Origin of the sequence: Protofrankia sp. Cr1, assembly GCF_963555865.1 — a bacterium.
Lineage (GTDB): Bacteria > Actinomycetota > Actinomycetes > Frankiales > Frankiaceae > Protofrankia.
In genome coordinates, this window is sequence record NZ_CAUVXO010000386.1 from 1 (window position 1) to 5082 (window position 5082).

The 5082-nt window shown below is 64.4% G+C and carries 8 protein-coding genes; 6 read left to right on the forward strand and 2 right to left on the reverse strand.

Features of this window, described 5'->3' with window-relative positions; translation table 11 throughout:
• Together U9980_RS21910 and U9980_RS21915 are read right to left on the reverse strand one after the other, a co-directional pair.
• The coding region (locus U9980_RS21910) for a site-specific integrase (protein WP_322769647.1) at nt 1-1074 on the reverse strand (1074 nt) is incomplete at its 3' end.
• A gap of 1 nt (nt 1075) precedes the next feature.
• Complete coding sequence (locus U9980_RS21915) at nt 1076-1627, reverse strand: hypothetical protein (protein ID WP_322769648.1); 552 nt, start codon at nt 1625-1627, stop codon at nt 1076-1078.
• A gap of 203 nt (nt 1628-1830) precedes the next feature.
• Here U9980_RS21915 and U9980_RS21920 point away from each other — a divergent pair, with 203 nt between their 5' ends.
• From U9980_RS21920 to U9980_RS21945, 6 genes are all read left to right on the forward strand, one after another.
• Nucleotides 1831-2040, forward strand: coding sequence for an excisionase family DNA-binding protein (locus tag U9980_RS21920; protein ID WP_322769649.1), 210 nt, complete (start codon nt 1831-1833; stop codon nt 2038-2040).
• A complete protein-coding gene (locus U9980_RS21925; protein ID WP_322769650.1) occupies nt 2037-2360 on the forward strand; it encodes a hypothetical protein in 324 nt (107 codons plus the stop codon). The genes U9980_RS21920 and U9980_RS21925 overlap by 4 nt, the downstream gene beginning before the upstream one ends.
• Entirely contained in the window at nt 2332-2865 is a 534-nt protein-coding gene (locus U9980_RS21930) for a bifunctional DNA primase/polymerase (protein WP_322769651.1), read from the forward strand. Before U9980_RS21925 ends, U9980_RS21930 begins: the two co-directional genes overlap by 29 nt.
• Nucleotides 2862-3239: a hypothetical protein gene (locus U9980_RS21935; protein ID WP_322769652.1), complete on the forward strand. Its 378-nt coding sequence runs from the start codon at nt 2862-2864 to the stop codon at nt 3237-3239. Before U9980_RS21930 ends, U9980_RS21935 begins: the two co-directional genes overlap by 4 nt.
• The gene (locus tag U9980_RS21940) at nt 3236-4627 is read left to right on the forward strand and encodes an AAA family ATPase (protein ID WP_322769653.1); all 1392 of its coding nucleotides are present in this window, start codon (nt 3236-3238) and stop codon (nt 4625-4627) included. Before U9980_RS21935 ends, U9980_RS21940 begins: the two co-directional genes overlap by 4 nt.
• Nucleotides 4624-5082, forward strand: a 459-nt coding sequence (locus tag U9980_RS21945) for a SprT-like domain-containing protein (RefSeq protein WP_322769654.1), incomplete at its 3' end; no start/stop codon positions are given. The genes U9980_RS21940 and U9980_RS21945, both read left to right, overlap by 4 nt.

A 5082-nucleotide genomic window follows, 5' to 3' on the forward strand; every position in this document is an offset into this window, starting at 1 on the left:
CTTCGGAAGCTTCGCGTGCCTCGACAGCGTCTCGAAACGAGACGACACGGTGTCCGGATGCCAGGCCGACCCGTCCGCCTGCGTGAACACCAACCCGGAGTCCGACCAGGCCGCACCCATCGCCAGCTTCTGCGCAGCCTGCCGACGGTGCCAGCGGCGCAACGCCTCCACGGCGTCAGAGTCGAGGACACCGGTTCGCGCTGACCGGCGGGTCTTCGGCTTCGACAGGCGAGCCTTCCCGCCGACGGTGATGATCGTCGCTCCGGGCGTTGACGGAATCGTCACCGTCGCGGCGTCCAAGTCGAGGTACGCCCAGCGCAGGCCGCAGAGCTCCCCGCGGCGCAGACCCAAGCACGCGGTCACGTGGAACGCAGCGGTCAGCGGGTCATTCTCGGACTCGCAGTAGTCGAGGAACTGGCCGATCTGCTCGCCGGTCCACACCAGAACCTCGGGCTTGTCCGGCGTCGCCAGCTCCACATCCGACGCAGGGTTGAACGGGATCAACCGACGTCGGCGGAGCACCGAGCACAACGCGCGAACCGTGCGATGGACGGCAACGATCGTCGGCTGTCGGACCGGACGCTTCTTGGCCTCCACCTTCGCATCGTTGCCCGCGAGGATCGCTACGTACATCGCCTCCAGATGACCGGCGCGCAGGTCCCGCAACGGCAGGCGCCCCAGGTGAGGGACGAGGTACAGGTCAATGTGATCTTGGTAGCCGTGAAGGGTGCTCTCGGCCAGGCCCTTCAGCTTCTTCGCGTCCATCGCAACCTTGAGCCCGTCGGCAACCGACATCCCGGAGTTCTCCGCATAGGTGCCGTCGGAGACCTCTTTCAGGGCCGCTGCACGAGCGTCGGACGCCTCCTTGGCTGTCGCTGCGACCCCGGATGCCTGCCGCCGGCTCTTCCACTGCCCGGTCTTCGCATCGACCCCCGGGCCGATGTCGCACCGCCATTGCCAGGTGCCGTGCCGCGGGTTGGCCCGCTTCGGGCACTTCGCACCGAGCTTGGCCCCGGTCTCCCCGTCGCGGCATCCACAATGCCGCGAGACGCCCGGGTAGCGGTTGCTGGCCATCTCAGCCCGCCCGTCCCTGACGGGCGGGCGGCAAGAACCCGCGCCGACGCGCGTCGGCAATCCAGCCTTGAGCAGTTCGAAGCGAGACGTCAGCTTCGTCCGCGATCAATCGACCAGGTGACGCGCCCTTGTCGACCGCATCCTTATAAGCCGCCGCGACCGTCTGAAAGAAGTCTTCCGGTAGATCACGGCCCGCTGGTCGCCTGACGGGCTCTCGGACCCCTTCTCGCGCCGCTTTTCTCGCAGCCCTGGCCGACCCCTCAAGCTCGTCCATCTGATCAGAAACGCTGTCGAACAGTCCCTCAAGCTGGGCACCGATTGCCCGCCGCGGCGCGCTCTTCACGTCATCCGGACTGGACGGTGCCGTGAAGAACCCGAGGATCTTATGGTTCACGGCCGCCGTGAGTCGATGCAGGGGCAAGTTCCGCAGGTCGCCGGATGTGATCTCGGACTCTTCGTCGCCAAGAATTACAAGATCCACCGGTCGCAGTCGCCCATCTACGTCTGTCACGAACCGGACGTAGAGCGTTCCGCGCAGAGCCTCCGCCCTCACCTGGATCCATCCACCCGGCGCAGAGGCAGCCGTATATGAGTCCCATCCCGAATCGGCCACGTCTGGAACGTAGCGCGGCAACGCCGGAGATCTCATGAGACGCAAGCTACGCACGAGAGGAGTAGGTGTCAAGCCATACTTGCTTTGCGTATGCGTCGAGACGTACTCTCATGGTCGTCCAGAGACGATCAGGAGGTACCCACATGGCGATCAAGGTCACGACGGTGGACGATCCGCCGCCACTGCTTCACACGGTGCGCTCGGCCCAACGTGAACTGGGCTTGAGCCGCGCGACGATCTACCGGCTCCTCGAGTCCGGCGCGCTCGAGTCCATCCGGATCGGATCGGCGCGGCGCATCCCACACGACGCGCTCGTCGGCTATGTAGAGCAGCTACGGAGGTCTGCGGCATGACCGCGTCAGTCGACAGCGTGCCCACCATCCGCGACCTACTCGAGGGACCACCGACGGTGCCCCTGTGGCCCACAGCCGCGAAGGCGCTCGGTATCGGCCGATCGGTCGCCCTGGATCTTGCGGGGCGGGATGAGTTCCCGGTGCCGGTCATCAAACTCGGCCGCAGATGGGTGGTCCCGACGGTGCCGCTACTGCGCGTGCTTGGGATTGAGCCCGATATAGGCGAAGGCGGAGCCGGGGCGGCCACCCCGGCCCGCGCATACACCAACCAGACCCCAACGAAGGTCCAAAATGACAATACCCCACCCCGCACCGCCTGACCTCGGAGCCGCGGCGCTCGGCTACGCCCGGCGCGGCTGGCCAATTTTCCCGCTGTGGTGGCCTGTTGGCGGCCGGTGCGCATGCGGTACGCCCGACTGCGACCGCCCGGCGAAGCACCCCATCGGCCGCGCTGCACCCCGCGGCCTGCACAACGCCAGCATCAACCCGGAAGTGATCCGATCATGGTGGTCCCGCTGGCCGCATGCCAACCTCGGGCTTCGGACCGGCGTTCACTTCGACGTCATCGACCTCGACGGCCCGGAAGGACTCGCATCCCTCGCCGACATGGACCGTGCCGGCTACCCGCCGGACATTCTCGGAATCGCCGAAACCGGCCGTGAAATCGGCTGGCATTTGTTTGTCCCACCATCCGGAGACACCAACAAAACCCGATTCCTGCCCGGACTCGACTACCGCGGCAAATCCGGCTATGTCGTCGCGGCGCCATCCCTGCATGTTTCCGGACGCCGCTACACGTGGTGTCGGACGGGGGGCACCCGATGAGCCTCATTCCACCGTGGATTCCCATTGATCAGCGGCCCTCGCCGCCACTACCGCCGACCACCCGCGCCGTATCCAGGACCGCGCCAAGCACCGGCGCGCGGCGGGAACGCTGGGCACTGGCCGCATTGACCGGGGAATGCACGGATATCGCTGGCATGACGCCCGACAGCGGCCGGAACCATGCCCTCAACGGTGCCGCATTCAAGATGGGCCGACTCGTCGCGGGTGGCCTGTTGGGTGAGCTGGACGTCCGCCAAGCCCTCGTCAACGCGGGAGTAACAGCGGGCCTCCCGATGTCAGAGGCGACTCGAACTGTCGAGTCCGGGCTATCCGCCGGAATGCGTGCACCGCGGACAGCTGGTGACGCAGCATGAACGCTGAAACAGCCGAAACCGCGCGCATGGCTAGCAGTAGTGGAACTGACCTTGACACGCCGGACGGCCAAGCCTCAACCCCGCAGACAGGTCGCCGGGCTCGAATCATCTGGGGCACAGAAGAAGATCCCGAACCGGTCATTTGGGCGTGGGAAGACGACGGTCGAGACCTCACCGAAGAGGCCCTCTCCAAAATGCGGATTCCTGCCCCCTTCGGGCGGATCCCGTCCGGCACGCTCGCCATCGCAGCCGGACGGGAAGGAACAGGAAAGTCGAGCTTTGGGATTTGGCTTGCCGCGCAGATCACCCGCGGCACACTCCCCGGCAGCTTTTACGGCGAACCCCGCAGAGTCCTGTACGTCGCCGTAGAGGACTCGTGGAAGCACACTCTCCTCCCGAGAATGATTGCCGCCGATGTGGACCGCAGCATGATCGGACGATTCGACGTTATTGTCGACAAAGACACCGAGATGACCCTATCCCTGCCAGCGGACAATGCCCTTCTCGAAGCCGAAGTAATCAGGCACGGTATCGCGCTCGTCGTGATCGACCCATTGATGTCCGCAATCGGGGAAAAGATCGACACGCATAATGAAAGAAATACCCGGACCGCGCTCGATCCATTGGCGAGACTCGCGGATCGATCCCGCGCGGTAATCCTCGGAATCGCCCATTTCAACAAGGGCAACGGTAGCGACGTCGCATCGCTGATAACCGGCTCCGGCGCATTCAAGAACGTTGCCCGGTCCATTTTCGGCTTCGCGCGGGACGCCGAAAACGGCGACAGGGTAATGACCCAGGTCAAAAATAGTCTCGGCCGCGACCATCACGACCTTCCGTCTCTGGCCTACGCGATATCAGACGCCATCGTGGAAACAAAGAATGGTGACACCCACGTCGGCAAGTTTTCATTCCAGGGAATGGCCGATGCGTCCGTATCCGAGGTTCTGGGCTCGACCGGTCCTGGATACCGGAGTAGCGATGCTGAGGCATGGCTCAAGGAGTACCTCGAGGAGAACGGAGGCTCGGCGTCCAGCGCGGACACCAAAAAGGCAGCGTCGGAAGAGGGCATCTCCACCAAGATCCTTCGAAAGGCCAGGGAGTCACTAAAAGTAGTCATCACCCGAGATGGCTACCCGTCCGAAACCAGGTGGTCGCTCCCTCCGCCGGACTCCGAAGAGTCAGTCGTGCCCAGCCGCGCCCAGTCTGGCCCCCGGGCACGCGGGGCGCGACTGGGCACGACTGGAGGCCCGAGGGCACAACAGGGAGGGCACGACCAGTCCGGAACGCCTCACCCCACCCCGTCCGACAGCCACTCACAGTCACCATCGGGAGGGGTCGTGGTCCAGCTCAACATCCCCAACCGTGCCCCGGACGGTGCCGCATGACCCAGTCAAAGAGAGGGTGTGTCTTCCAGCTGGAAGACACAATCGATGAATATCGACGGGCCGCGACTCTCCTATGGAAAGACGCCGGAAAATTCGCAGTCGACCAATTCGAACGCATCAACAACGAACTCTTCGCCGATGAGCTGCCACCCCTGCCGATCCTCATCGGCATCACCGCCTACGGACACTGCACCGGACTAACCCGCTTTCAGCCCGAAGGCCCGCGGATCACCCTATCGCAAACCCTCTTCAACAAAGGCGGACCGCTCACCGTCATCGACACGCTCATCCACGAAATGGACCATGCTCTTTTGAACCTCAGAGGCGAGAATGCAGCGCACAACGGCAAACCGTGGTGTGACCTCATCACCGAACTGTCGCCGAAGGTGCTAGGCCGTGAGATCACCGTCCGTCCCGTTCGTTCACGGCGGATACCGAATCCGGAGCGTGTGACC

Coding starts and splice junctions, on each gene's coding strand:
- U9980_RS21920 (WP_322769649.1), top strand. CDS start 1,831: ATGGCGATCAAGGTCACGACGGTGGACGATCCGCCGCCACTGCTTCAC.
- U9980_RS21925 (WP_322769650.1), top strand. CDS start 2,037: ATGACCGCGTCAGTCGACAGCGTGCCCACCATCCGCGACCTACTCGAG.
- U9980_RS21930 (WP_322769651.1), top strand. CDS start 2,332: ATGACAATACCCCACCCCGCACCGCCTGACCTCGGAGCCGCGGCGCTC.
- U9980_RS21935 (WP_322769652.1), top strand. CDS start 2,862: ATGAGCCTCATTCCACCGTGGATTCCCATTGATCAGCGGCCCTCGCCG.
- U9980_RS21940 (WP_322769653.1), top strand. CDS start 3,236: ATGAACGCTGAAACAGCCGAAACCGCGCGCATGGCTAGCAGTAGTGGA.